Here is a 26535-nt window from a genome sequence, read left to right on the forward strand (position 1 = left end):
AAGGAGGGAAACAAGGCCATGCAACCACGAAGAGCCGAGTTTTTACTATTTATGGTCACTGCCTTTTGGGGCTCATCGTACTTGATGATGAAAATGGGGCTCGAATCCATTGGAGAATTTAATTTGATTGCCCTCCGTTTCGGGCTTGCCTTTGTACTCGCAGGTGCTATTTTTTTCAAAAGACTGCGCCATATCAACCGGAAAACATGGCAATATGGGGCTCTCCTAGGCTTTATTTTATTTGCTGTCTTTACGGCAATAACCTTTGGTCTGAAAACAACAACCACCTCCAACGCCGGCTTCCTAGTCAGCTTAACCGTCATATTTGTTCCATTAATCAACATCATCCTTTTCAAGAAAAAGCTCGAGTCCAAACTCATCATTAGCCTTCTTCTCGCGATTATTGGAATAGCGTTCCTAACGGTCAAACTTCCGTTTAAAATGACCCCAGGAGACCTATTATGTATGGCTACAGCCTTGTTTTATGCTATCCATATCACTGTCGTAGGTTTTGCCGCAAAAGAAGTCGATACTCTCAATCTTGGAATCTTACAGCTCGGCTTTGCTGCTTTGTTTGGTCTGAGCTTTTCAGTTATCTTTGAAGTGCCTGTGCTACCAACGTCAACGGAAGGTTGGATATCCATCCTATATCTAGGCATTATTTGCAGCGCTCTCGGGTTTATCCTTCAAGTGGTCGCCCAAAAATATACTCCACCGTCCCGGACAGGACTCATTTTCTCGCTCGAGCCCGTATTCGCCGCCCTTTTCGGTTTCCTCTTTGCCGATGAAATCATGTCCGTTCAAGAATACTTTGGCGCTACCCTTGTTTTCCTTGGTGTTCTCATCTCAACTGCCAAAAAAGAGCAGTTGCAACCAGCCGAATTAACCAAACAAAAAGAGGCCCTTTAACTAAATCACAATAACATTTTGCGTGAATTCACAAACGAATTCGCGCTTTTATTTCACTTAATATTTTTACGTTTTTATCCAAATAAAAAAAGCCACAATCTTTATTACTATAGAGCATTTTTTTATATGACTATAAGAAAGTTGCGCAGCCCCATCTAACCAAAATGTCACAAAATGTTATGCATAAATACTAATATTTATTCATTTGTTTCAAAAATGGGTAGTGAGCTAACGAAGCAGTTTAGTTGCGGAATGCTGAAGGTGATTATGGTAAAATATAGGGTGTATTGGTGGATATTTTTTGGGGGGATGGTGGAGTATGAATAACGATACTTTTACTAAAGTTATTTTAAGTGGCATATTAGTGTGTTTAATAGTAATTGCTTTCAAGATGAATAAGAATGAGTATATCCAATCAGCGACACCAAATGTTGAAGTTGTTAGTAACCAAATTGGGAGAGTTGTTCAAATAGCACCTAATAGGGTTGGAGTAGTTGATACAGGAAATGGAAGTGGTTGGGAACAACTTGTTGTTTTTGAATACAATCCAAATACAAAAATGTTTGAAGTTGTTAGTTCCCTAACCTATGAAGACATTTTTAATCATCCAAAAGAATATGGTATTCCAGTAAGGGATGATAATATTGATACTAATTATTAATAAGCTAACGTAAGGCTTTTTTACCATAACAGATTATGTTAAGGAGTCTAAAATATGCACGATTTTATTCATATCCTTGCCGTAGCTTGGACTTTTTTGTTTTTAATGTCAGTAGAGGTGTAGTAATGTTGTAAATGAATTGATGATTTTTCTAACGAATACTCAAAGAGAGGATTTAATCATATGAGTAATTCAAAATTTAAAGATAATGGGGAAACGATTTACAACTTTTTATTCAATTTTCCTATCTTATTGAAATGTCTTAATTGTAGTAAGGTTGTTGTAGCAAAAAGAAATAATGTTGAGGATTTGGGGTTTAGGTTAATATGTTGTAATTGTGGAATTGTCCACAAAAATAATCCGTTTGAGTCATGGGGTCACGGAACCTTTTATGGGCATAATACATGGTTAAATACTAGATGTTGTGGTGAAGTTCTTTGGGCATATAATAAAGAACACCTTGATTTAATGGAAGGATTCATCCTTTCCAGTCTTAGAGAGAGGCTGCCAAATATAAATCAAAGTCTTGCGAGTAGACTTCCAAGTTGGATGCAATCATCCAAAAATCGTCAAGAACTAGAAAAAGGGTTTAGTGTACTTAGAAAACAGTTAGCTGAAGCAGAAAGGTTACTGAGCTAAAGGGGAGCGTTTTTTCTATAACAATTTATCAATTTATCATAAGAAGTACAAAATATGCAGGATCTTATTCATATCCTTGCAGTATATTGGACTTTTTTGTTTTTAACAGCATTAAAGAAACAGGTTAGCTTTATAAAATGAAATAATTAAAGGATTAGAACAACTATTTATCGAATTAAATATTCATCAAAATTAGCTAAAAGGAAATGAGTTATGGTTAGTTCGTTAACACTTGAAAATTTTCAAAAGGCTCGCAGTTATTTAATGAATCAAGGAAGAAGATTGGAGCAGGAATTGTTTCGTTTTCATTTCGAAAATGGGAATCCACAAAACATAGTTTCCTTATTGCAGAAGTACCAAGGTGAAAATGGCGGGTTTAGAAATATGGGAGAAGGACATTCTGTTATCCCAAATGCAATGGATACAAGTATGGCTTTTCAGTATCTTAGTGAAGCCGGTGCTTCAACAAATGACGAGGTAGTACAAAAAGGAATTCAATACATTATAGATTCATATGATAACGAATTAAAATGTTGGCACGCTAGACCTAACCAAAGAAGCAAGAGGTGGTTAGATAATCCTTGTGCTGAATTAGTAGGGTATTTGTATGAGTATCGCGAATTAGTTCCAGAGGCTTTTCTCAGGAACGTTACCGAAAATGCTTTAGCAAATATGAGTACCATTCACACTACGGAAGAGCCACGACAGTTTTATTTCTTAGCATCACTATGTTTACTTCGTTTAGCAATAAGAATAGATGAACCTTATAAGTCCATCATTTTGGAACAATTAACGAAAGATATAGATGAAATCATTGAAACCGACTCCGAAAGATGGTCAATTACTTATAGCGCAAAACCTTTTTTCTTTGCTCATTCGCCAAACAGCCCGATGTTTTTACCAATTAAAGATTATGTTATTCGAAGTTTAGAGAATGAAATAATAACACAATCCGAGGATGGGCATTTCATTTTAAATTGGAATTGTGATGGAGAAGGGGCTAGAGTTTGGAAAAGTATTTGGACAATGGATGTTTTAAAGGCCCTTCACCATCACAGTATGATTGAAATAGAAAATACAATTTACGAGGAGAAAGTTTAAATGAAAGCTCAAATTAACCTGATAACAATAGTAACTGATAATGTTGAGATAATGACTAATTTTTATAGAGATGTCATAGGATTTTCAATTCAAAGTGAATCTCCACATTATGTAGAGTTCAATAATGAAGGAGTAAGATTTTCTATATGCTCTAGAGAGATTATGTCTGATATTACTGATGGGCACAGTTCATTTAAAGAAGAAAAAAAGGGACAATCCTTCGAATTGGCTTTTCCTTGTGAAACACCAGAGGAAGTAGAGAAATCTTACAAAGAAATTATAGAAAAGGGAGCCATTCCTATTAAAGAACCTTCGCAAATGCCTTGGGGTCATACAACCGCTTTTTTCGCGGACCCTGATGGGAACATTCATGAAATATTTTGTTAAGAAAATGGGACTTTCTTTTCAATAGGAGACAAAGTCCTTTTCTTATGGAACTATGGGCTAGAGTTCAAGATCAGGAGCTGCAACAGAAGCAGCTTTTTCATATTCGACTCACGCTCCAAATAGTTTAACAAGGAAATTGAATTCTTTACTAAAGAGAGGGAGAGGATTTAATGGAAATCGCTATTGTTGCATTTGATGATTTCACGGATATTGATGTTTTTTTACCTTGGGACATATTAAATCGTGTTAAACATCCTGGGTGGAATGTGAAAATTTATGGGACTAAAGAAACTCATCGTTCGGTTACTGGTCTTACAGTTCCGATTCATTCTTCTATTGATGAACTAAGAAATGCTGATGCAATTTTATTTGCCAGTGGTCCAGGAACGAGGAAACTTTATAAAGATGAAAATTATCTTAAAAGACTAAAAATAAATCCATCGAAACAGTTAGTAGGTTCTATGTGTTCAGGAGCACTTATATTAGGAGCTCTTGGTTTATTAGACGGTAAGACTGCAACCACTTACCCAACAGCGAAAAAGGAATTAGACAAATTTAATGTTAACGTTGTTGAAAAGTCATTTATTATTGAAGATAATATTGCAACCGCGGCTGGTTGCTTAGCAGCACAAGATTTAGTTGGATGGATTATTGCAAGATTGGTAAGTAAGAAAGTAGCAGATGCAGTAATAAATTCGATTCAACCTGTGGGAAAGGGATTATCTTTTATAAAGTAATGTTATTAAACTGGAAACAAAGCTTGTAAAAAAAATTTATATTTTAACGTTTAAAGGAAGTAACGGATGCGATTATTTTATAAATTACTTTATTAAAGAGCTTGAAATATACAAGGGATTATTCGGATCTTGACGCGAAAATTATTTAGGCTCAAGGAGGACTGGTTAGAATTTGAAGGTAGTAATGCAACTTTACTTTGAGTCATTTATTGGGAAAATGGAGGCAGCGGAGCTGTTCTTTAAACTCCTTGATGAATACGGGTTGTTACCTGAAAAAATAGGTTTGTATGAGCCAATAAGAGATCAATATTCTCTTAATCTCGCGCTCGAATATTGGACAATAATTGAGAAAGGGAACGGGAGAGAGGTTGGGGGAATGATGGGGAAAAGGAAAAAACCAGAATTCTCTTTTCTGATGGAATGGAACAGGGGAGAAAAGTACATTAGACCAAACTTTATTTTCATTTCTATTCCTAAAAATGCATTTAAAAGAGATAAGGAAACTTATTTGTATTTATTTAAGACCTTATTACAAAGCTTAAATGGAGTTTATGGATATATCTCAATAGAAACCGTGGAGAACCGCCAGTTTGTTCCGGGTACTTTGCAAACAAGACTACCAGGAATGTTCTGGGTAAATTATTTTGGCCAAGTCTATGTAGATTTCTTTGGCAAAGAAAAATTCAATAGTGGTCCTTGGTATCATACGGAAGAGTTAAATAATAACTCATTAGTTGTGATGTTATCGAAAGATCCCGATGAGTTGGAACAAGATGAATCCAATGAAAAGAAAGCTAAACTGCATTTAGGTATCGATTCCTTTGGTAATCGGGAGCATTATTTAAGTAATATCTTTGAGACTCAAATAAAAAATGTTCCTAAACTTGAACTGAAGGAACTAAGGTATAAAAAGTAATAAAAATGCTAGACTTTATTTGCATTCTGTACTTCTAGGTTCACGAAACAAATCTATAAATTAAAAGCGTTAAATAATGCCCCATATCCATGCATACTAATACCCTTGTGACCTTTGGTTGGATAAACAAATAAAGGGGGCTTTTCTTCAATATATAAGCTCCTATATGCATAGTTTAATTCATAGTAAATTATGTTTAAATTTTATTGTAATCATTACTAAATAAGTGAGGACTATATGAAGAATAGTAATTATTTTCAACTCGATACAAAAAATATTAATGTCCTTAAAGAGGAGATAAAAAATATTTTTTGGATGTACCACGATATGATTAAAAGTTATGGGGGCTTTGGTCACAATATAGATTTTGAAAAAGTAAATTATGAAAGATTTTTATTAACCGAAATTATTGAAGAATCGATGTTGACTTACTCACATGAAGTAGATTTGGTAAAACAAGGGTCATTAGTTGCTTTATGTTGTAAAGTAAATGATATGTTAGAAGAAAATAGACGCGATAATAATATTGTTAACTTCATAAAGGATACGTTAATAAATCCAAAGCTAGAGAAAATGGATTTTGAAAAAGAAGTATTATCAACAATGTTACTAGCATTGGAGGAAAAACCCAATGATGAGTGGTATTCATTAGAACAAGGTGGAAGGTTTTATCAGCATTTGAATATGGTCTATGACAGATTCGTATTGAACTACTTTAAAGTTATGTTTACTGAAGGCGAAAAGTAATTTTATCACCTTCAATATGGAAGTAACGGAGGCTCTTCGAAATAATTCTACAGGTCTGAAGGAAGTAACGAGGGCGTTTTTTCCCTAACAATTAATATTAAGAAGTCCGCTATATGCAGGATCTTATGCAAATCCTTAGCATATCTTGGACTTTTTTGTTTTTTTAGGCAGTTAAGAGCAGTTTACTTCTATAAAGGATTTTTCAAAAAGAAGGAGATTTATCGACTCAAATTGAACAAATAAATAAGTATAGTTTATATGAGTTCTGGAGGTTAAAATGATTAACTCTAAATTACTTGATGAAATTTTTGAGGACGACGGTAGTTATCGTGATTTGTATATTCTTGATGTCGAAATTAAAGATTGGGAGACAATACTTGAATTAATTAAAAACAACTTTGAATTTAAGTTTTTAAAGGATGCTGAAGAAATCAATATTGATTTGTATGATGCAGCAAGAATATTTAGAGAAAGAGGCGATTTTGCCTTTTTAATATCAATTAATTATAAAGGTGTAATTATTAATACTCATTTTTTTGATGAAGCAGAAATTGAGTTTGATATTTTCCCAATGGAAATCGACAGCCTAGAGAAAAGAATGGCTGTTTTTGAGTTTATGCATTTTATTGCTATATCAATAAATAGAAGTATTTCAATTACACAAGAAAACTCTCCAGAAGCTCCATACCTAGAAGTGACCCCTGAAGGTGAAATAACTATCTTAGTTTAGTTTCCTATGGAAGTAACGGGGGCTAATCTTCCATTGCAATTGGTCAAACTAAGGTCCAATTATGCAGGATTTTATTCACCTCTGTATTCTTCAGCTTATTTTTTTATCTCTCCGAAATGAATCAGCTTAATTGAAAAAGAAATTTTTAATAAAGGGTTTGGTGAACGTATTGCCTATTTTAAAAGAGTTTGAACTTGATTTAAAATACATTGCACAACAAGACTACATTAATGGATTAATGGTGGAGAATGGTTGGGAATATTTCGAAGCGACTAAATATGATTACGAAAAAAATTGGAAACAAAAGAGAATGAAGCTATTAAATGAGATGAGATGTATTGCAGCACTTTATGAAAGATATTTCAAGAAATATAAATTTAAGAACGATATATGTTGGAAAATAGCAGTTCAATGTGTTGATGAAATAACAGATAGTGAAATTAAGACCGTTGGAGGAGTTACTGAAGTAGAAGTTGTCTTTGACATAGATAATTATTTTTTGTTGGATGAATATGAGAAAAAAAAGATAGTATTAAATACTTTAAAAAAAGGCATTGATTTAGTGGTGGAAAAAGAGCAGTGGGACCATTCTCAATTTGAATATCCTTATAAAGAGGTTATTAATCTAAATTATGATAACAACTTTGTTTGGCAATCTAAACTGAATCCAAATAGAAAGTACATCGCTGAGGTTTATTGTGAACACAGTATAAGTTCTTTTGAAATTAGGATAAGTATAAAAACAAATATAGGTACTGAAGTTAAAAGTGTACCACTGATTTCTGAAAGACCAAATGAATGGAGCTTTGTTACACATCTTGGTAAGCTAAAATGGATTTCGGAAAATGAGGTAGCTTTGTTTAATAGGGACGAAACAAAACAATGGACTGTTAAGATTTAGATATACCTTGTTCAACTAACGAGAGCGATTATTGCTTAAACAGCAATTTGTGATAGCCGAAATTATACGAGTTTTTATTCATAAAAACTTGTCTATCTCGGCTTTTTTAAATAAGATTCAGTAGGGTTTATTCTTAAGATAATAAAAAGTTCAAATAAAATTAAACACCTTTCCCACCATTTTTTTATGCCAAAAATTATTGTTTTCATCCCATTACATGTCTCATACTCTCATTAAACTATGTTGTCGAAATAAGCGATTAACAATAGCTGTTATTGCTTTGAAAAAATTAGTGCTTGTTTACTAGAAAACAATTATAATCTTAAGTAGAGGTGATAACGTGGATAAGCAAATTCTTGAGATTCTTACAGAAATGAGTAAAGAAATGAAAAGTATCAAATCCAATATTTATGATTTAAAAACGGAAATGCATAATCGATTTGATTCTATTGATGCAAAACTCATAGGTGTTGGCGGTCAGTTTGAATTAACCAATGAATCCAGAATTATTGACGTAGATTTTATCGCTGATAAGGTAAATAAACTGGAGAAAGAATTATATATTTTAAAAAATAGAAGTAATAACTAAGGGTGCTATTTGCACTCTTTTTTGTTATGTAAATCTTTTGAAGGTGACAAAGGATACTAAAACTAACCAAGGCGTTTTTTCCGTATCATTTCATCTTAAGAAGTCCAAAATATGCAGGATTTTATTCATTTCCTAAGCATATCTTGGACTTTTTGTTTGTTAAATGCATTATCGGGGCAGTTTAGTTGAAGAAAAAACAAATAATCCGTATTTGAAATAAAATCGACATAAAAGACTGGAACAGAAAATTGTTCACTCTGTATAATGATTTATCTTTTTATCGGACGTTCAAGCGTTAAGATTTCATCTTCAAGAGAAGAAAATTGCTGTTCAACTACATGTTTAACATCCAAGACAGCAGCATTATAAAAGTGAGGCGCAAGCTTCTCCTTAATGAAATCTAATACCCTTTCTGCAGCAAATTCAGTTATTTCTTCATCTCTTTCTTGAGAAAAGAAATATTGGATATCAGAAATCATTAATTCTTGTTGGTCTTTTTTTAGTTTATAAAACATTTGGAACACTCCCTATATAGTTTTATTACCCAGTAAACTATATATATTAAATTAAGGAAATTAAAGGCTGTAATTTTATGAAAAAAAATGTACACGCATGTCTGAATCGTCCTCTTAATTCTGACTCATTTTCAGTGAAGGACTTTAAATAATGAACTCATGAAAAGTTGTTTGGCTACCCGTTGTAAGAGATAAACTTGTACAATTTAGGAGTGTCAGATATACTCCTGAAGAAACTTTCAATTTAATTACTCGAAACTTCGTTAGATAAAAAACGTAATGTAAGGGAAGGGATTTTTCTGGATAAACTACCGAAATTCTTAGGGGGAATATTATGTTTACAACGATTTTTTTTACTCTAGTAATTATGATTCCGATATACTGTTTGTTAATTTGGACCTACTATTATCCTGAAGAAAGTATGTTATTAGGAAAACGGTGGATGTACAAGGAAGAACCTGAAATATCTAGTTCAGCTATCCGCTATACTAAATTTGCATCAATTACTGCCATGATCGGGCTACCTGTTGTTGTATTAAGTCTTATTTTAGAAATATACGTTCTAAGATTAGTATGGGTTGTATTTCCATTAGTCATTGTATTAGGAGCAATAAAAATATTTACAGACAATAAAGATTAATGAACTAACGAAGCGTTTGTGCCTTAAGCTACAAATACAGAAATCTGATAAAACAAGCCCCACAAGCTTAGCTTGTAGGGCCACAAACAGTAATTTAGTTTTCCTCAATTTCCCGTCGATTTTTCTTAAAAATCTTCGACAATACTTCATACACAATTGGAACTACAATCAACGTTAGAAGCGTCGAGCTCGTTAATCCGCCAATAACGGTGATCGCTAGACCTTTCGAAATTAATCCGCCGCCACCTTCGCCAAATGCTAACGGAAGCATCGCACCAACTGTCGCAATCGCCGTCATTAAAATCGGACGAAGACGCGTCGCACCAGCCTCTAATACCGCCTCACGCATTGTTAAACCTTCACGTTCCATATGGATAATTCTGTCCACCAATACAATCGCGTTGGTAACGACAATACCAATTAACATGAGTAATCCCATCATAACCGATACCGAAATCGTCTCACCTGCAATCAATAGCCCAACAAACGAACCAATTACCGCAAATGGTAACGAGAACAGAATCGAGAACGGGGCAACCCCTTCACGGAAGGTAACAACCAAAATAAAGTAAACAATCGCCACCGCAGCAGCCATCGCTACGCCAAGCTGTGTGAACGTTTCAGCCATATCGGCTTGAACACCGGCAACTCCAACGGTTACACCTTTTGGCACATCTAATTCGTCAATCTCTTTGCCCACTTTAGAAGTAACTTTGGAAATATCCTTCGACTTTATTTCCCCCGAAACCGTTGCGAAATATTCCCCTTTACTGCGCGCCAACGTATTCATCGTTGTCCCTTTTTTCACCGTTACAAGCTCAGAAAGAGGCATTGTTGTTCCTAAAGCCGTCGGGATTCTCTTCGCTAATAATTCATCAATTGATTCAGGTTTGGTTGTTTGTTCCTGCTGAACGATGACATCTAACGAGTTGCCGTCCTTTTCAACCGTTGTTAAAACATCTTTGGAATGCATAGGGTTTAACATCATTATTAGCTGACCCGTGGTTAAGCCATATTGCAGCAAATTGGCTTGGTCCACACGGAAGGTGTATTCGACATACGCTTCTTCTGCACTTGAAGATACATTTTGTAAATCTTTGTGCTTCTTCAATGTGTCTTCGACTTTTTTAACCGTTTGATGTAATTTATTTAAATCCTCACTGTAAATCGTATAGCTAACTTCATTTGATGCACCTGACATCGAAGAGAAGTCCTGGCTCTTCCAAGTTCCTGGTGTATCTAGTGTCGTGAGATGTTTTTGAATCTTCTCCTTCTCTTTAGAGAAGTTTTTCATTTCAGGATCAAAGATTAAATACATTAACGCACCTGCTGAGCCACCGCCCATCATTGCTGCGGTTGGGTCACCGGCTTCGGTAATCGACACCTGAACGATATCGATATCATCGCGTTTCAACATTTCCTCTTCTAGAACTTGGACGTTTTTGAGCGTATCCTCATGAAGCTCTCCCGCTTTCGGCGTGTACGTTAAGTACATCACTTTTTCCTCTTCACTGCCCATAAAGCTAAAGCCAATCAGTGGAGTTAACGCTAAACTTCCTACTAGTAAAATAATCGCTACAATCGAACTAATGACTTTATGATTAAGCGACTTGTTAAGGAAACCTCGATACAGAGTCGCTAATCTGCCAACCTCTTTATGGCTGCTTTCTGTCTTCTCACCGTATAACTTCTTTTTAAATAAAGTATGTGAAAGCGCTGGAACAATCGTAATCGCCACTAGTAATGAAGCACCTAGAGCAAACGCCATTGTTAACGCGAACGGGGCAAACAGCTCTCCAACCATTCCGCCAACAAAAATCAGCGGAGCAAATACAGCCACCGTGACCAAAGTAGAAGAAAGAATCGGCTTAAACATTTCAATCGTCGCTTCGCGAATAAGCGCACGGCCGGTTAATTTTTCTTCACGTAAATGCAAGCGTCGGAAAATATTTTCCACAACGACAATGGAGTCATCGATAACACGACCAATAGCTACGGTTACCGCCCCAAGCGTCATAATATTTAAGGTGATTCCCATCCAGTTCAAAATCAAAAATGCCATAAAAATCGAAACTGGAATCGAAATGATTGAAATAATCGTTGATTTAAAGTCACGTAAGAATAGCAAAATGATGAAAACGGCAATTAGACCGCCAAATACCGCTTTTTCAACCATTGTTTTGACTGATTCTTCAATCGGTTTCCCTTGGTCAAGGGTAACATCAATGACCAACCCGTCCACTTTCTTCTTTTCATCTTCGACTAACTTCTTTACCTTATCAACAACATCAACCGTATTGGCCTGTTGACCTTTAACAATCTGTATGGCAATGGCCTCTTTACCATTTGTTCGCGATACGGATTGAACCTTACCAATTGTTTCGATAGTGGCAATGTCGCTAAGCTTTACAAATGGAGTTGGATTGGTCGCAGAAGGTGTGACCGGAATCAGCATATTTTTCAATTCATCGACAGTCATGAACTTACCGTCAATAGCAACCGCTTGTTCTCCTTCTTTAAACTCATAAAGTCCTAATGAGACAGCCAGATTGCTCGCCTGAATCATTTGTTTGACTTTATCTACTTCCAAACCAAGTTCGGCCAACTTCGCTTTATCATACGTTAAGTCAACCTCTTCAATATGCTGACCAGTAATGGTGGCAGAAGCCACACCTTCAAGCTTGTTAATTTTCGGAAGAAGGCTTTCCTCAACGGTTGAAGTTAACTCGACAATATCCTCTTTCGTACTACTAACACTTAGTGCCACAACCGGCATCATGTTCATGCTAATAGCGGTTACAGTCGGTTCCTGAGCTCCTTCTGGAAGTTTCAAGGAATCCAATGCGGACTTTAATTCGCGTTTAGCCTCATCCATGTCAATGCCATATTCGTATTCGACTTGAATACTCGACACATTGGAATAGGAATTGGAGTACACCGCCTTGACGTGATCCAAGTTTTCGACAGCCTTTTCTATCGGCATCGAAACATCTTCCATCACCTTTTCCGGAGTCGCACCCGGATAAATATCCATCACCATTAAATAGGGGATCGATATATTCGGAATCGTTTCCATATTCATGCGAGTACCTGAATAAATACCCGACACCGTGATAATAATCGTAAGCAGCCACACGGCCAATTTATTTTTCAAGACAAAATTAACTAACCCTTTCACATTTCCACCTACCCTTAATTGACTTACTAGACTCAATTATTTATACTAATGACCAATCGGTCAATTGTCAATGAATAACCTATAGGAGTGCGAGCATTTACATGGTTAAAAAACAACTAATTATGGAGAAGGCGTTGGAACTTTTTGCAAAACAAGGATTTGAATCCACTTCCGTCCAGCAGATCACGGAGCATTGCGGGATTTCAAAAGGGGCGTTCTATTTATCCTTTAAATCCAAGGATGAATTAATCATCGCCTTGATTGATCATTTTATGAAGGAAATCACCGCTGATATTGACCACATAGTCAAAACCACTAACAACGATCGGCTCTTATACGAATTTTATTATGCCATTTATGAATCGTTTCAGAAGCACTCCGACTTTGCAAAAGTGCTCATGATGGAACAGTCACAAACCCTTAATAAAGAATTGCTTTTAAAAATGAGATATTACGACAAATTATTTGAAAGTAATATATTAACTTTGATTGAACGTCTCTATGGGAAAAAACAACAAGAAACCAAATATGACTTAATGTTTAGTATTAAAGGTTTTATGAATCACTATTCACAGTTGTTCGTCTTATATCAGATTCCATTGGATTTGAAACTCTTGGCGGAATCGCTTGTTGAAAAAACAAACCTGCTGGCTCAGCATGCTACGATACCGTTTATTTCACGCGAACTTCTGCAATTATTTGAGCCAATCAATGAGGAAGTATCGGCGGAACAACTTTCGAAAATGATGGAAGAAAAAATCAGCGAAATGGAGGAATCAATCGAAAAGGAATCGTTCATTCTGTTAAAGCAGCAACTCGTGGAACCAACGTACAGCTTGGCGATTATCAAAGGATTATTAGAAAATATTCGAAACCACCCTCATTGTAAGTGGGAGTCTTATCTACTAAGACGTTATTTTCAACTATAAAACGAGAGAGCGCTAAAAAAGCACTCTCTTTTTATTTTTGCAGTAGATTTTGAGTGGGTATTTATCCTTTTCGAGGCGATATTTACCTTTCGGGAGAAGATATTTACCTTTATTGAGAGGATATTTACCTTTTCCGAGAAGTTATTTACCTTTTCAGAACGGATATTTACTTTTCGACATGGATATCAAACTTTTTTAAGCAGATATCAAACTTTTTTAAGCAGATATCAAACTTTTTTCGGCAGATATCAAACTTTTTCACATTTTCGTCACCATTCCCAACTTCACACCACAATAAAAAAGCTTGGAACCAAATCCATCGTTCCAAGCTCTACCCACACTCATTATGTATTTTTAATCAAGTCCCGCTTAAACGCTCTAATCATTTCAACTGTCCCAGCACTGATTCCCGCGCACTTATTAACTAATAAATTAATCTCAGCCAATTCCCCCGCAAAGGACAAACCAGCTCTGGCCCTTTCATAAGCAGCCAACCCTAATCGCCTCAACTCTTGCCTCTCAGTTTCACCAACAGAAACAAGCGGAATTCGTGCCACATAACCCGAGGTAATCATATTGGACCTAATCAACACGCCCCTCACTAGGTATGTTACTAGCTCTGAATTCAAGTAAGCGAGTAGCCACCAGGCATCCTCGTCCTCGCAAATAATATTGGCATTTACCCCAAATGTTGCGCCTTCGGGTAATCTACTTGCGGTAAACTCAACACCCATCGAGGAGCAAGTAATCCCTGGCAAAAATAAAAGCGATTTGTTCCTAACCATAAAATTATCTATTTCAGCGTCAAACTTCAAAAAATCCTTATGTAAAAATAATCTATTATCCGTAAAAAAACGATCTTTACCAGGATTTTTATAGAACGGTATCGTAAACGGATCTACCATTTCCCGAGATAAATACAACTCGTCTTTTCCAGTCGATATCCCCGTGACACAATGGAATCTTTCCCCTAGCCGTTCACCTAAAAATAGCCCCTTTATATCATCAGGACATTCAATAATGAATTCATGGTTATCTTTATCGCCTTGCAAAATGATATCCTCCAAGCGATAACCTTTAACTCTTCCTTGCTGGAAATCCTCTAGCTGTTTCTCCAACTGAACCTTAAAAGCATCCTTCGACAATGGCCGATTGCTAACGAACACTTCCCCTTGATATTGCTTACCCTTTTGTAAAATAACAATACTCGTTCTTACATCGGCAGCCTGGTCATGAAACAAATCATTCGAACACATCGTTATCTCAACAATCGAGCACTCATCGAGCAACTTCTTCCTAAGCTTACGATGCGCTTTAGCGGTAAAAAACGAATCACTCGTTATTAAGCCGATTAACGCCCCGTCTTTTGCCAGGTCAATCATCGCTGCGATAAACATACTATACATGTTATGAACGCCGACATCTGGAAAAAGCTCGAGCAGTTCTTTCTTATTATTTTTAATAAAATCAACTTCATGGCAATTATAAGGTGGATTGGCGACAAAATAATCATAGTCTAATTTTGCCAACTTATTTTCCCGGTAAAACGCTATAAAATTCAGCTGCCTAAAATGGCATTTATAACGATCCTGATAAGCAAAAATATCAAGTCCGTCTATTTTTTTACCAGCTAATAAAAACCCTTTCAACAGCTCCTCGCGGCCAACAGCAGGGTCCAGCACCTTTTCGCCAGAAGGGTTCAGCATTAACAGGCGCACGCTAATATATTCTGAAATAAAATTAGGGGTAGAGTAATACCCCAGTTCCCGTCTATCTACATAATCGTTTTCTACTATCTTTACATGCCTACCCAACCGGATCCCCCCACTTGGATTCACTGCCCTTTAGCGAGGAAAACTATACGATTCGACTTGTAAAATGGGCCAAAAACCGCTCTGCGTCAACCTCGGTGCAAACTTGAACTTTCGGCTCGCCTTCAAGGGTCCCCACTGTTCTTCCCACTTCTTCGCCATCTAAAACAACCTTCACATTCAACTTCTCTGTTTTAACAAAACTAGGGTCAATAACCACTCCAACGGCCAGTGGATCATGAAGGGCACAGCCGCCAATTCCCGGATGGAAGGTTTCGTATGACTGCATATAATAATTCACGATGTCTGCAAAAAAATCGGCTACATCCGTACCTTTCGCACGCCAATTATCCAATTCTGATACTGGCAATAACGTTTTCATCGTCACATCAAGCCCGACAATGGTAACTGGCAGTCCTGATTGAAAAACAAGATTAGCCGCATGCGGATCAGAGATAATATTCGCCTCACTGTATGGAGTCACATTTCCCTTGGTGAAAACTGCACCACCCATGATGACCACCTCTTTTACAAGAGAAACAATCTCGGGTTCCTTTTCAAGTGCGAGCGCCAAATTGGTCAATGGCCCAACCGCGATGATGGTGATTTTGTGAGGTCGTTTTTTCACTTCGCTGATGATATAATCGACTGCATTCTCAGTCTCTGCCTTGCCCGACGGTAACTTGTCTATTTTATTTCCAAGTCCATCTTCACCATGAACATGGGTAGGGTGATCTCTTGGCTCTCGTTTTAAAGGCTTGTCCGCCCCTGGATAGACAGGGACATTTTTCCCCAATTTCTCTAAAACCACCAACGTATTACGAGTCGCATCTTCCACGGAAACATTTCCGAAGCAGGTCGTAAACCCAATGACTTCTAACTCCGGGCTGTTTAACGAATAGGCAATCGCCATTGCATCATCAATTCCTGTATCAACGTCAAAAATAACAGATTTCATGATTATTCACTCCACTTATATGACTTTAATTGATGTAATTGAAAAAATTCGTCGACTTCATTTCTAAATGGCATGCCGCCTTGTGCGCCAAACTTGGTTACCGAGATCGCCCCAACCACATTGGCAAATCGGCAGGCATCCTCTAATTCCAGCCCCCCACATAGTGCAAAAGCCAATGCACCGTTAAAGGTATCACCTGCCCCGGTGGTATCCACTGCCTCAACGCGAATGCTCGGGATTTCTAGAATTTCATTATTTTTAAAAATAACGACTCCTTTAGACCCTTTTGTGACAACGCACTTTTCCTTCAGCTTTGCCAATTCCTGCTGGGTACCGTCTATTGAAGCAAAGAGTAGCTCCTGCTCATGTTCATTTGGCGTTAAAAAATCAACCATTTCCAGCAAAGACTTTGGAAGCTTTTGAATCGGTGCCGGATTCAATATGATGGGAACGCGATGTTTTTTTGCAAGCTCCACAGTCTTTAACACACTCTCAAGCGGAATTTCCAACTGTAATAAAATCATATTACTTTGCGCAATGATATCTTCGTTTTCTTCCACCAGCTTTGGGGTAACATAGGCATTTGCCCCTGGTACAACAATAATACTATTATCACCTGCAGATAATGTAATAGTAGCGGTTCCTGTCGATGTTTCTGAGATCCGCTTCACCTTATCCATGTGGATTCCTTGCTTCTTCAAGTGCTCGATAAGCGTTTCACCAAAAACATCGTCACCCACACAACCTATCATCGTCACATCAGCACCAAGCCTTGCTGCAGCAACCGCTTGATTCGCACCTTTACCACCTGGTATCGTATGGAAGGATAGGCCGAGTACCGTCTCACCCACCTTTGGGATCTGATTCGTACTCGTCACCAAATCCATATTAATACTGCCAATCACCGTTATTTTTCGATTTCCCAAACAACTCACCTCAATACGATGTTTGTTTCACATAAACAAAATGGATTTATTCCTTGTTAAACCATAGCTCTTCTTTGTCATCCACATCGCCGTTATAATTAATAAGGATCTCTTCGCCTGCTTTAATGTCCTTGTAAGCATAGAACTCAAATGTGTGATTATCAAAGTTTATCTCATAAATGGCATTCGGTTCATAAGAATGGTTAAACAACATTCCATAACCAAGAAGAATGGCCGTATGATTAATCCCATACTCAAAAGCATAATCAGCAAGTAGTGTTTGTTCAATGTGATGGTGTTGGTCGTTTGGATAAGCAATCACAGGAGCTTCATGTATGAGTGCTCCTTTTTTAATATCACATGTAGCAAATACCCCTCTATTGAATTCTCCATCACTTAGTGGAGAAGTTTTTACTTCAATCATAATTTCCTCCTACTTAACTAAAAATGTTATTTCCAGATAATAAAATGTTGATCATTTTATCTAGGAATGTTATCTCCAATATGTCTTATGTTTAGTCTAATCCTATATAGCCCGTGATGCAAACGATAGGAATAAAAAAACATTCATGGCCAAAATATAAAAAAGGAACACCACATGATGTTCCCATTGCTTTTATGCATTTTTCTCAAGGCTCATGGATGAATCTTCCTCCCATAGAAATCGGTCTAGCCTGTAAAAGGTAAAGTTGGTCCTCATCAAAGGACCATTCCAAATCAACAGGGTATGAATAATAGTTGGCCAATTTTTTTCCGATGCGATAGAGTTCAAGAAGCTGTTTTCCATCAAGGACAGGACGCTTGCTCCGCTCATCGCAAATTGGGATGGTTATCACACCTTCTTCTGATGGGCTTACTTCCCAAACTTTAGTGCCTATTATCTGCTCAATCACCCGACCGCTTTCATCATCAAGTATCCAGCGATCAGGTGAAATTTTACTAGATACTAAAGCCTCCCCTAATCCCCATGTCGCCTCGATCCATACCTGATTAGATAATCGGTCTAACGGATTTTTCGTGAACAAAACGCCAGCTGAAATTGGCCTCACCATCTTTTGGATGACAACCGCCATGGAAACATCGGTTAATGCAAGATTACTCTTCAGCCGATACATGATGGAGCGAAACCCCCATAACGATGACCAACATTTTTTTATAGCCACCAGCAGATATTCCATTCCTATGATATTTAAATGAGATTCAAGCTGCCCTGCAAATGACAACTGCATGGAATCTTCGTGTGTTGCTGATGACCGGACGGCCACTGCTTCCCCTCCCAGTTTTTCATAGGCATCGGCCAATTGTTGTTTGAATTTCGCCGAAAATGCTCCCCCATGAAACCGAGCCCTCATTTCATTAGATAAATCCTTAATTTCTAAAAGGTTATGACTTTTTCTTATTTTTCCGGCAAACTCTTCGAATAAATCTTTCAAAGAATTCTCCACAAGAAAGGTATCATATTCTGAAACATCAACCACAAATCCATTAGGAACTGGCAACCCTAACTGGAATAACTCTGCTAATTGAGCTCCCTTACCCCCAGTGAGGTTCCGATCCCTCGTTATCATTTCTTCCAAAAAGTAAATCACCCTACACCACCTTTAAGTCATTGCCTTCTTTAATTTAATCTCAGCCAGTCTAGCGAGATTTCTTGCTCGTTTTGATAAGGTATTGTGAATAGATAAATTTTCAAAAAACAAAAGATCTTCTGGGTCTTTCATTTGGGCGATCGCGGAAATAACAGCCCGTACGGTCGAATCTGATACGGTTAACTCCTTGTCAATCCATGTTAGAAGATGTTGTTTTATTAAGTTTTTTCCATTTGGCAATTGAACCATTCCTTCAGCTATTTGCTGCTCCCGCCTTCGCCATGGAAAAGTCGGTTCATTTTTGAGCCAATCGATTAAATATGGAAAGACTACGGGACTTCCAGATTTTAATAGAGCAGTCAAAAGAATTTCTGGCTCAATCCCCTTTGAAATCGCATTGATAATCGGCTTAATAGCCTCCTCCATCTTTGAATTCATCATACCCTTAACAGCCAGACAAAATGGAACTTTGTATCTCGTTTCCTCACCTAACAATGTTTTAAGAATAAACCCCATTAACTCGTCGTCGGCTAGTTCTTTTAACATTGGTGGAAATGTTACCCACCATGGACCTGGTATATGCTTTAATCTTTCTATTGCCAAATAAAATTCAGATTTCACAATTGCTCCACTTTCCTTTAAATCCATCAAACTTAACGACCGACCTGCTTCCGCTACCACTCCGGGATGTGGATGATGGAACGCTTTTACCACTTCCTTAATGACTTCTGTTTTTAATGTTTTAGGGATACTGTTTTTTGTCGTTCTCTTTTTATTTAAAATCCCGCCAAGAGCACCTAAAATAGCGACTTTCTCATAATCCTCTGAATCTCTCTGAAGGCATTTTAATAAACGTTTTAATGATTTTACCGACTCCACTCGTCCAAGACCATCAAACGCTTGGACTCTTATACTTGGATTCTCATCATCTATCATTTTTATAAAAATTTTTTCGATACCAGCCTTCCTTAGCTCGTCTATGGTAACTGGTATGTCCTTATTGGGAGGGGATATTCGCTGGGTCAGTACACTAATCGCCTCATTTGCCGCCTTATGTAACAGAAGATGAGGAGAATGCTTCACCACAGCCTGGATAGTTGAAATCGATTTTACACTTCCAATTCGGGAAAGCGTTCGGCAAATTTCCGCTTGAATCGTAGGTATTTCTTCCTTCACTAAGGCTACTAAAAGTTTTTCTTCCGCTCGTAAATCTCCCGTTTCACCAATTAATTTAATGGCCTGATGTCGAGTACTATCGTTATGACTTAATAAATCTTCATACAATCGTGGCAAATTTGACCTTGCTGCAAGTATTGCCAATTCTTTTGCAGCGATATTTCGCTCGATTTTGGTCTTCTCTAATGCCCTTTGAACCAATTGGACTAAATTCCTTAAATATAGGTCAACCGATGATTCCTCTTTATCCACCTGTTGTTGGAGTAACTTTTGCTTTAGCTGCTCCCGCCCACGGCTAAGGCGGGTATCTATAGCCTGGCGGGTTAAGTTCAATTCATACGCCACTTCTGCTGGGGTAAGCTCCTCTAAATAATGAAGTCTTAATACGTCACTTACACCTGATGGAAGTTGGGATATCACTTCACTAAGTTCATCTTTGCTAAAAAAGCTGTAAACATCTCGCTCGTTGGATTGAAAGTCCATTACTTCCATTTCTGTTTCAAAAAATTCAGCAACAAGAATATCCCTTTTCGGTTTTCGAAAATGGCCTTTGGTCAAATTCACGGCAATTTGTTTAAGCCAACTAGGAAACTTTACCGGGTTTTGAATGGTGGGCAAGGACATAAACGCCTTAATAAACGTTTCCTGGGTGATATCCTTTGCTAGCTCCATATCACCGCATAAATTAAAAACCAAGCCTAATAGGGAAGTTCCGTACCGAAGAACGATTCCATTAAAGCTATCTTTATCGCCATTCATAGTATTTAAAATCAAGGATAATTCCTTTTCGTTCATCATGACTCATCCCTTTTTAGCAGTTGAAATTTCCACCGTTCCTTCGAGTCCATTCAAGGCTAGCGTATCTCCCGTTTTTATCATACTCATAATCCCTGTAGCCCCAACAACAGTTGGCAGTCCATATTCACGGGCAACAATTGCCGCATGAGAGAGGATACCACCTGCATGGCTTTCAAGAACGATCCCGCTAACAAAAGAAAAGAATGGTGTCCAATCCGGTCCCGTTTCCTTCGCAACCAATATTTCGCCTTTTTGTAGGGCATACGCCTCTTCCAAACGATGAACCACCCTTGCTTTTGCTACCGTATTTCCAGGGGAAACACCGATTCCCTTTAGCGATTGGCTAGTTAAAGGTTCTTCATTCTCTTCAACCGGCCTGCCGACCCAAGGCTCTGGCCTAATGGATAATTGTTGCTGATGTTCTTCACGCCGCCTTGGTATATCATCTCTTATCCCTTTCTGGGAAATACCAAAACCAAATTCCACCAGTTCATTTAAAGTGATATATTGAATTTCACTTTTTTCTGTCAAAATTCCTGCATCCATTAGTCTTTTTGAGAATTCAACGCAAATTCTCCTAATTGCTGCTGTGGAGTGCAGTTCAATCCAAAAAGAATGCTCCTCCTTCACTCGGCTTGCCCTTAGCGCCAAATCGTGCAACTCGATAAAATCGGATTGTTCTTTCCCTGTTAGCAGAGACAGAATATCTTGCCTCAGCTGCTCCCTTTCAGCAACAAGCGAATCTAAGCGTGCCATTGGATCTTCAGTTTGTTGCTCTGCATAGTTAACAATAAGTTGTAAAACGGGTGTAGCATCTTCTATCCAAGTAGGGCCGTCAATATTACAGTACTGGTTGGGTCGATGTCCAAAATACATTAAAAATTGGTGAACTTCTTTTTCAAAATCAACAGGTAACTCATTCTTTAATTTGATGATTTCGGCAATTGGTGGTGTCACCTTCCGACTTAGTTTCCATAAGTGGTAATCACACTCGGTACTTGGATTTATTTGTCCTTGCAGTAGCTTAATAAATTCACCGTCAGCTCTTTCTTCAAACCTCATCTCATACCATCTCTTCAACTTATGCACGGCCATATAATGAAGGGAATGATGAATTTCCCAATGTCTTGCGTATAGCTTTAACGCATCTTCTAAACAGAACGCTAGCTCATCATTACTTAATACCTCGAGATTCATCTGTTGCAAATTTTCTAAATTCCGTTTGATTTCAGGCAGCCATTCCTTTTCCCAAGCAAAAGGAGAATAAAGAGCGTTTTGTTTTCCAAGTTCAGATAAAGCACTTCCCTGTTGGAAATGAACGTAAAAATAGCCATTAACAAAAAGCACTCTTATGTTGCTAGGCTTTTCTTTACTGAGAAACTCCTTTTGAGCTTTTGAGAATCCTTGAAAAATATAACGGTACAACGATTGAGTCAACGGACCAACTGGAACAGGGCACTGGTGATCATCCAAATACCATGTCAGTTGAGCATCAGTTGGTCTCTCAAATAATACATTCATCAAAACAACTCTCCTCCACTTTTTAATACTTCAATAGTAAGACGCGAAAAGGAGAGAATTTCTTACATTTGTATTCAAAAATGTTATAAAAACATCCATTGAACAAGAAAAAAACCATCAAGAATGACGGTTTTGGCATGATCAATCACTAATATTCTCAATAAGCTCCCGTTTCTCTTTTTGAAGAGCCTCTAGTTTTTTCATGTCCTCGGTGTAGCGTGTATTTAGATTGAGCAGTATTTTATTGATTTTCCCATATTGATTTTCGGTTTGGGTAATGGCTCGATTAATTTTGTTTTGAACCATAAAATCAACGATAAATCCATCAAAAAAGAAGTCGGCAAACTTAAGCATTTCGGAAATTTCAATTTCGATATATGCATGCTCATTCAAATCTAATAATTCCTTTTGGAATTGGCGCATTCTTGTTTGAGCTCGATGTAGACTGCCTTCCGCCTCATGAATATGCTGGTGTTTCTTTATTCCTGAAATGGTCCCACCACCAAACATATCAAAAGTTCCCCAGCTCCCGGCACTCTCAAGTGATTTTAATGCCTCTCGAAGGGCAGCCTTAACAAGGTTTCCCGCATCAATTGCTTCCTTTAATTCAGTCAGGTTAGCTTGAAGGCTTCCTTCCTGCTCCATCAATTCAAATACCTTTGCCGCCACAGGCAAGCTGCTTTCTTTGATCATTCTTTCCTTTTGTAAAAGAAGTTGTTGGTACTCCATATTGGCATTTTCTATTTTATCTAACTTATCGCGTAATTCTTGGATGGATTCTCCTATTTCCCGTTTCGTTTTCTCTGCTTCGGATAGCTTATGCTGTGCGACAAGTAGCTCTTGTTTTTCTTTTGATAGCTTCTCTTCCTTTGTTCCTGCTAAAGTTGCAAACAAGTTAGTTAAACTAATGGTTTCTAATTTTTTTACATCCATTTGTTCTCTATCAAACTGACTACGCAACCCATCAATCGTTTGCTCCATCGTCCTTAACTCAAACTCATAATCAGCCAGCTGGATTTGATATTTTACAGTCTTGCGCAATTCACTTTTTATCGCCACAAGCTTTGCATTCATTTCGGAAAACATCAGCATTCCCCCTCGTTTGACTCTCAAAAGGTATATACGAAAAAAGTTTAGAGATGTTTCAAAAATTAAAAAACCTTTAATCCACATGATGGATTAAAGGTTTTTATATTAAGAATATTAGCTATGAACTAATTCTTTTTCGCTTTCTTGCTTTTGTAAGGTCACCAAACCAAGTGTTTCCGAAGTGGTGGCATTAATTTCTTCAAAAAGCGTTGGATTTTCCGATAACGAAATTTTGTAAGAAGGAATCATCTTTTTAATTTTCCATTCCCACTCTTCCATATGTTGCGGGAAGCATTTTCGTAAAACTTCAAGCATAACATTAACGGCAGTCGAAGCACCTGGTGAAGCACCTAGCAATGCAGCTACTGAACCATCCGCAGCACTAACCACCTCTGTACCAAATTGAAGTGTTCCCTTACCAGCTTCGGTATCCTTAATAACCTGGACACGTTGGCCAGCTACGACCATTTCCCAATCTTCGCTCTTCGCGTCTGGAATAAACTCGCGTAATTCTTCAATACGCTTTTCATGTGATAATAAAACTTGTTCGATCAAATACTTTGTCAACGGCAACTCTTTTACACCTGCTGCCAACATCGTGATCACATTATTTGGTTTTACAGAATTAATCAAATCGAGATTGGAACCTGTTTTTAAGAATTTAGGTGTAAATCCGGCAAACGGTCCAAACAGTAAGGATTTTTGGTTATCAATAAATCTCGTATCCAGATGCGGAACGGACATTGGCGGAGCACCAACTTTCGCTTTTCCGTATACTTTTGCATGATGTTTCTCGACAACCTCTTGATTTTTACATACTAAAAATAGTCCGCTTACCGGGAATCCGCCAATATGCTTGGATTCAGGAATACCTGTCTTTTGAAGTAAATGCAGACTTCCACCACCACCGCCGATAAAGACAAATTTTGCTGTGTGGCGTTCAATATTACCTGTTTCCATATTCCAGATTTTTAATTCCCACAAGCCATCTTCAGTCCGTTTAATATCCTCAACTTGATGTTTGTAGTTGACTTCCACATTTTGTTTTTGTAGGTGATCGAATAACATGCGTGTTAAAGCCCCAAAGTTAACATCTGTTCCAGAATCAATTTTGGTTGCCGCAATCGGTTCATTGGATGTACGGCCCTGCATCATTAGTGGAATCCATTCCTTTAATTTTTCAGGGTCATCAGAAAATTCCATCCCTTGGAATAGAGGATGCTTCGAAAGAGCTTCAAAACGTTTTTTCAAAAACGTTACATTTTCATCCCCTTCTACAAAACTCATATGCGGGATTGGCATGATAAAGTCATGCGGATTACTAATTAGCTTGTTTTCTACAAGGTAAGACCAGAACTGCTTTGAAAGCTGAAACTGCTCATTTATTTTAATCGCTTTACTAATATCGACCGATCCATCCGCTTTTTCGGGCGTATAGTTAAGCTCACATAGAGCAGCATGTCCCGTACCCGCATTATTCCATTCGTTTGAGCTTTCCTCTCCAGCGTTCTCGAGTTTCTCAAACACTTTGATTTCCCATTCCGGTGCTAACTCTTTCAGTAAAGACCCCAAAGTTGCACTCATGACTCCAGCACCAATTAAGATAATATCTGTTTTTTGCTGTATGTTGCTCATGATATCCTTCCTTGTCCCCATATTTTTCAAAAAGAATAGGCGCTCCTGCTAATATGTTACAAAAGCAAAATTCGCCTTTTAGGAAAACACCTTTTCCGTCACATTTTTTCCATACCAATCTATTATAATGATTTATTGATTAAAATATCTAGTACTATATCACAATTATAAACTATTTAAATCAGGTAAAAAAGTGATAAGACTTTCCACAAAAGCCTAATGTACCCTTATTTCAAGATATGAGTGACTTTAAGAAACTTACTGGTCAGACTCCAACAACATGAAATATATATGTTTTCGCACGATGATTCATTCCGGATTTGCAGCAAAAATTATTTTTGTTATTTCCGAATGTTAACAGAATATCCATATTTATTATACGGAATTTTCTTAATCTTTTATAAACTATTCTTAGAACCTAAGAAAGGAAGTGGCTTATGATACTTAAAGAACGATCTGAGTCGGAAGAATTATTGATCCTGCGATCTTTAAACACACGAATGGAATTAACTGACAAGGAAAAACAACACTATGTTAACCTTGAAAGAGGCTATGAAGGGGAAGTGAAATTTGACCTGATGGCAAAAGGTCTTCAAGATAAAAGACATGTCATAAACGACCTGCTAGTTGAAGTAAACGGCTCCTTTTCCCAAATTGATTCCTCCATTATTTCACAGAGCGTTATTTATGTTTTGGATATTAAAAATTATCAAGGCGATTTTTACCTGGAATCCGACAAGTTTTATTCTTTGACAAATGGTCGTGAGTATAAGAATCCAATCATTCAGCTAAATAGGTGCGCAACTCTATTCCGCCAGTTGCTCCAAAACCTCAAACTAAATTACGTTGTTGAAGCCTACATTATCTTTATTAACCCTGAATTCACCTTGTATCAAGCACCTATGAATCAACCCATTATTTTACCCACTCAAGTCAATCGTTTCTTAAATGATTTACATAAAACACCGTCTGCATTGAATGACGGACACATGAAACTAGCCCAACAATTAATTTCACTACATCAACCCAAAAATCCATTTACCATTTTACCTTCATATCATTATAACCAACTACAACCAGGAAATTATTGTAAAGGTTGTAAATCATTCTTTGTCTATTTAGAAAACAATATCTTTGTATGTGGAAAGTGTGGGGAAAAGGAATCAATTGAACAAACGATTTTGAGGAATGCTAGGGAGTTTCAGCTACTCTTTCCCAATCAAAAACTGACCACCCAATCCGTCTATGATTGGTGCAGAGTGGATTTAAATAGAAAAACAATTTGCAGGGTTTTGAAGAAGCATTATACAGCAATTGGGAATACATTCGGTACTTATTATGAATAAATAAAGTGAATGCATTTCAGCAACCATACTCGGACTCAGTTTTGTTTTTTGGACCCTTTCCTGTCCGAACTCAACACCGGTTCGGACTCGATTTCCCTTTTGGCACC

25 protein-coding genes are annotated in these 26535 nt (G+C 37.4%); 14 read left to right on the forward strand and 11 right to left on the reverse strand.

What is annotated here, in order from left to right; genetic code table 11:
- The first annotated feature begins 18 nt into the window (after positions 1-18).
- The 11 genes from ACX9YW_RS06890 to ACX9YW_RS06940 all read left to right on the forward strand — a co-directional run bounded on the left by ACX9YW_RS06890 (position 19) and on the right by ACX9YW_RS06940 (position 8317).
- Entirely contained in the window at positions 19-909 is an 891-nt protein-coding gene (locus tag ACX9YW_RS06890) for a DMT family transporter (protein ID WP_460343832.1), read from the forward strand.
- A 319-nt stretch (positions 910-1228) separates the two neighbouring features.
- On the forward strand, positions 1229-1570 hold the full coding sequence (locus ACX9YW_RS06895; RefSeq protein ID WP_460343835.1) for a hypothetical protein: 342 nt from the start codon (positions 1229-1231) through the stop codon (positions 1568-1570).
- A gap of 183 nt (positions 1571-1753) precedes the next feature.
- Entirely contained in the window at positions 1754-2209 is a 456-nt protein-coding gene (locus ACX9YW_RS06900) for a hypothetical protein (RefSeq protein WP_460343838.1), read from the forward strand.
- A 213-nt stretch (positions 2210-2422) separates the two neighbouring features.
- On the forward strand, positions 2423-3310 hold the full coding sequence (locus ACX9YW_RS06905) for a prenyltransferase/squalene oxidase repeat-containing protein (protein WP_460343841.1): 888 nt from the start codon (positions 2423-2425) through the stop codon (positions 3308-3310).
- Positions 3311-3697 carry a VOC family protein gene (locus ACX9YW_RS06910; protein WP_460343844.1) on the forward strand — a complete coding sequence of 129 codons (387 nt, stop codon included), beginning with the start codon at positions 3311-3313 and terminating at the stop codon, positions 3695-3697.
- 170 nt (positions 3698-3867) lie between these two features.
- Positions 3868-4434: a DJ-1/PfpI family protein gene (locus ACX9YW_RS06915; protein WP_460343847.1), complete on the forward strand. Its 567-nt coding sequence runs from the start codon at positions 3868-3870 to the stop codon at positions 4432-4434.
- Between the two features lie 172 nt (positions 4435-4606).
- Entirely contained in the window at positions 4607-5350 is a 744-nt protein-coding gene (locus ACX9YW_RS06920; protein WP_460343850.1) for a hypothetical protein, read from the forward strand.
- A 237-nt stretch (positions 5351-5587) separates the two neighbouring features.
- Positions 5588-6097, forward strand: a complete 510-nt coding sequence (locus tag ACX9YW_RS06925) for a hypothetical protein (RefSeq protein WP_460343853.1) — start codon at positions 5588-5590, stop codon at positions 6095-6097.
- 277 nt (positions 6098-6374) lie between these two features.
- A complete protein-coding gene (locus ACX9YW_RS06930; RefSeq protein WP_460343856.1) occupies positions 6375-6827 on the forward strand; it encodes a hypothetical protein in 453 nt (150 codons plus the stop codon).
- Between the two features lie 130 nt (positions 6828-6957).
- Positions 6958-7728 carry a hypothetical protein gene (locus ACX9YW_RS06935; protein ID WP_460343859.1) on the forward strand — a complete coding sequence of 257 codons (771 nt, stop codon included), beginning with the start codon at positions 6958-6960 and terminating at the stop codon, positions 7726-7728.
- A gap of 340 nt (positions 7729-8068) precedes the next feature.
- Entirely contained in the window at positions 8069-8317 is a 249-nt protein-coding gene (locus ACX9YW_RS06940; RefSeq protein ID WP_460343862.1) for a hypothetical protein, read from the forward strand.
- 269 nt (positions 8318-8586) lie between these two features.
- Here ACX9YW_RS06940 and ACX9YW_RS06945 read toward each other — a convergent pair whose 3' ends face one another.
- Complete coding sequence (locus ACX9YW_RS06945; RefSeq protein ID WP_460343865.1) at positions 8587-8832, reverse strand: DUF2164 domain-containing protein; 246 nt, start codon at positions 8830-8832, stop codon at positions 8587-8589.
- Positions 8833-9166: 334 nt separating this feature from the next.
- Here ACX9YW_RS06945 and ACX9YW_RS06950 point away from each other — a divergent pair, with 334 nt between their 5' ends.
- The gene (locus ACX9YW_RS06950; RefSeq protein ID WP_460343868.1) at positions 9167-9472 is read left to right on the forward strand and encodes a hypothetical protein; all 306 of its coding nucleotides are present in this window, start codon (positions 9167-9169) and stop codon (positions 9470-9472) included.
- Positions 9473-9566: 94 nt separating this feature from the next.
- Here the strand turns inward: ACX9YW_RS06950 and ACX9YW_RS06955 are convergent, their stop codons facing one another.
- Positions 9567-12650 (reverse strand): efflux RND transporter permease subunit, encoded by a 3084-nt coding sequence (locus ACX9YW_RS06955; protein WP_460343871.1) that lies wholly within the window; start codon positions 12648-12650, stop codon positions 9567-9569.
- Positions 12651-12751: 101 nt separating this feature from the next.
- Here ACX9YW_RS06955 and ACX9YW_RS06960 point away from each other — a divergent pair, with 101 nt between their 5' ends.
- Positions 12752-13579: a TetR/AcrR family transcriptional regulator gene (locus ACX9YW_RS06960; RefSeq protein ID WP_460343874.1), complete on the forward strand. Its 828-nt coding sequence runs from the start codon at positions 12752-12754 to the stop codon at positions 13577-13579.
- Between the two features lie 344 nt (positions 13580-13923).
- Here ACX9YW_RS06960 and ACX9YW_RS06965 read toward each other — a convergent pair whose 3' ends face one another.
- From ACX9YW_RS06965 to ACX9YW_RS07005, 9 genes are all read right to left on the reverse strand, one after another.
- Positions 13924-15393, reverse strand: a complete 1470-nt coding sequence (locus ACX9YW_RS06965; protein WP_460343877.1) for an N-6 DNA methylase — start codon at positions 15391-15393, stop codon at positions 13924-13926.
- 43 nt (positions 15394-15436) lie between these two features.
- A complete protein-coding gene (locus ACX9YW_RS06970) occupies positions 15437-16348 on the reverse strand; it encodes a nucleoside hydrolase (protein ID WP_460343880.1) in 912 nt (303 codons plus the stop codon).
- Positions 16349-16350: 2 nt separating this feature from the next.
- Positions 16351-17274 carry a ribokinase gene (gene rbsK / locus ACX9YW_RS06975; RefSeq protein ID WP_460343883.1) on the reverse strand — a complete coding sequence of 308 codons (924 nt, stop codon included), beginning with the start codon at positions 17272-17274 and terminating at the stop codon, positions 16351-16353.
- Positions 17275-17320: 46 nt separating this feature from the next.
- Complete coding sequence (locus ACX9YW_RS06980; protein ID WP_460343886.1) at positions 17321-17698, reverse strand: SET domain-containing protein; 378 nt, start codon at positions 17696-17698, stop codon at positions 17321-17323.
- Positions 17699-17903: 205 nt separating this feature from the next.
- On the reverse strand, positions 17904-18863 hold the full coding sequence (locus ACX9YW_RS06985; RefSeq protein ID WP_460343889.1) for a PEP/pyruvate-binding domain-containing protein: 960 nt from the start codon (positions 18861-18863) through the stop codon (positions 17904-17906).
- A 12-nt stretch (positions 18864-18875) separates the two neighbouring features.
- Positions 18876-20837, reverse strand: a complete 1962-nt coding sequence (locus ACX9YW_RS06990) for a sigma-70 family RNA polymerase sigma factor (RefSeq protein ID WP_460343892.1) — start codon at positions 20835-20837, stop codon at positions 18876-18878.
- Positions 20838-20840: 3 nt separating this feature from the next.
- Positions 20841-22358 carry a PEP-utilizing enzyme gene (locus ACX9YW_RS06995; protein WP_460343895.1) on the reverse strand — a complete coding sequence of 506 codons (1518 nt, stop codon included), beginning with the start codon at positions 22356-22358 and terminating at the stop codon, positions 20841-20843.
- 141 nt (positions 22359-22499) lie between these two features.
- Positions 22500-23444 (reverse strand): hypothetical protein, encoded by a 945-nt coding sequence (locus ACX9YW_RS07000; RefSeq protein ID WP_460343899.1) that lies wholly within the window; start codon positions 23442-23444, stop codon positions 22500-22502.
- Positions 23445-23561: 117 nt separating this feature from the next.
- A complete protein-coding gene (locus tag ACX9YW_RS07005; RefSeq protein ID WP_460343932.1) occupies positions 23562-25103 on the reverse strand; it encodes a malate:quinone oxidoreductase in 1542 nt (513 codons plus the stop codon).
- 416 nt (positions 25104-25519) lie between these two features.
- Between ACX9YW_RS07005 and ACX9YW_RS07010 the strand changes: the two genes are divergently transcribed.
- Positions 25520-26428: a nuclease-related domain-containing protein gene (locus ACX9YW_RS07010; RefSeq protein ID WP_460343902.1), complete on the forward strand. Its 909-nt coding sequence runs from the start codon at positions 25520-25522 to the stop codon at positions 26426-26428.
- Positions 26429-26535: the final 107 nt, after the last annotated feature.

The sequence above is a fragment of the Pseudoneobacillus rhizolycopersici genome, assembly GCF_054786815.1.